The sequence below is a fragment of the Vibrio sp. Vb0349 genome, from assembly GCF_033338975.1.
Map to the genome: position 1 here is coordinate 1 of NZ_JAWOTS010000253.1, position 1,297 is coordinate 1,297.

Annotated in this window: 2 protein-coding genes; both read right to left on the reverse strand. The window is 46.7% G+C overall.

The window, feature by feature from the left end:
• Positions 1 to 73: 73 nt before the first annotated feature.
• On the reverse strand, positions 74 to 544 hold the full coding sequence (locus R7Q47_RS24970) for a SoxR reducing system RseC family protein (protein ID WP_025537343.1): 471 nt from the start codon (positions 542 to 544) through the stop codon (positions 74 to 76).
• The coding region (locus tag R7Q47_RS24975) for a MucB/RseB C-terminal domain-containing protein (protein WP_318089991.1) at positions 544 to 1,297 on the reverse strand (754 nt) is incomplete at its 5' end. The genes R7Q47_RS24970 and R7Q47_RS24975, both read right to left, overlap by 1 nt.

The following is a 1,297-nucleotide window of genomic DNA, read 5'->3' on the forward strand; positions in this document are numbered from 1 at the left end:
GACGGCATTTCAATCAAGTTGGCAGATTCTACCGAATTTCGTTAACGGGCGCACCTAATTTAAAGTGTAGAGCTTATTGGATAGGTTCACCGAGAACTCGAATGAGGGTGACTTGGCGTTTTGACTCATCTTCAAGCGGTTTTGATAGGCGTTTTGCGAACCACATACCACCGCCTGCAAATAGCACGGATGCGAGAATAACAATGCCTTCTCCACCAGCGGTCAAAGGAGTCAGTAAGAAATGACCAACCATAGCACCAAGAATCAAACCAAATAAAGGCAGTAGATACACTGCCATGGCTGACTTGATAAGGCTGGATTCAGGAAAGCCGATTTCCACGACTTGACCGACTTGCACGTTTTTTTCTGTGCGCAGATGCCACGACAGGCTCTTATTACCTATCGCTTTAGTGACAACACCTGTGCCACAACTTTTTTGCGAGGAGCAGCTGCTGCAACTCGTTTGCTGCTCGCAGCTTAAATCTATCTCGTACTGCTTACCGTGACGCTCTACTCCGGTCACGGTAGCTAACGCAGTCATCATTATTGCTTACTCTTTGTTACATTAAATGTGACAGATTGAGCAATGCGCTGCGCCGTAGCTGGCGGAATATCTCCGACCACCGAGATTTCATAATCACCATTCACCAAACTGTGTAAGGTTCTACGGCCTTGCCGAACCAGTTGTCCTTTTACTGAATGCTCATCTTTGTTTGCTACGTAAACAGAGAAGTTGAACAAGCCATCAGAATACAACTGACTTTCTACCATTTGGTCTGTTGATGCCATACGGTAGCGGTTGAGATCGTTTGGATGAAAACCGTCTGGAGTCCAGCCCACAGTCCAATTGCTCGTGCCAATTTCACCTTTCGGCATTGTAAGCACAGCAGGAAGTTGAACGTCTTCAAGGCCGCTCATCAACTCTGCAATTTTAGGGTTTACTGTGTAAGAGATCGTGCGGTATTGCTCTAGCATCTCGCCATCACGATCGACAAGATCGGCGCGAAGTGGCAATTTGCTCTTTTCGTCAATCCAAAGGACATAGGAATAACGTAGTCCGTCTTTCGGCACAATGCGTAATACCTGAGTTGGAACACCGGCTTCACGCGCACGCCCTACTTGAACGTAGTCGTAATACAGGTTTAGCTCGTCGATATTGGTGTTAAGCATCGGTATCGTTGGTGCAACCATTTTGCCTGATTCGATAGTGAACGGTTCCACGCCAGTTTCGATATAACTCACTTCTGTTCCGCGACGAATCACCTCACGTACAGGTCCACTTAAATAAACAAGATGA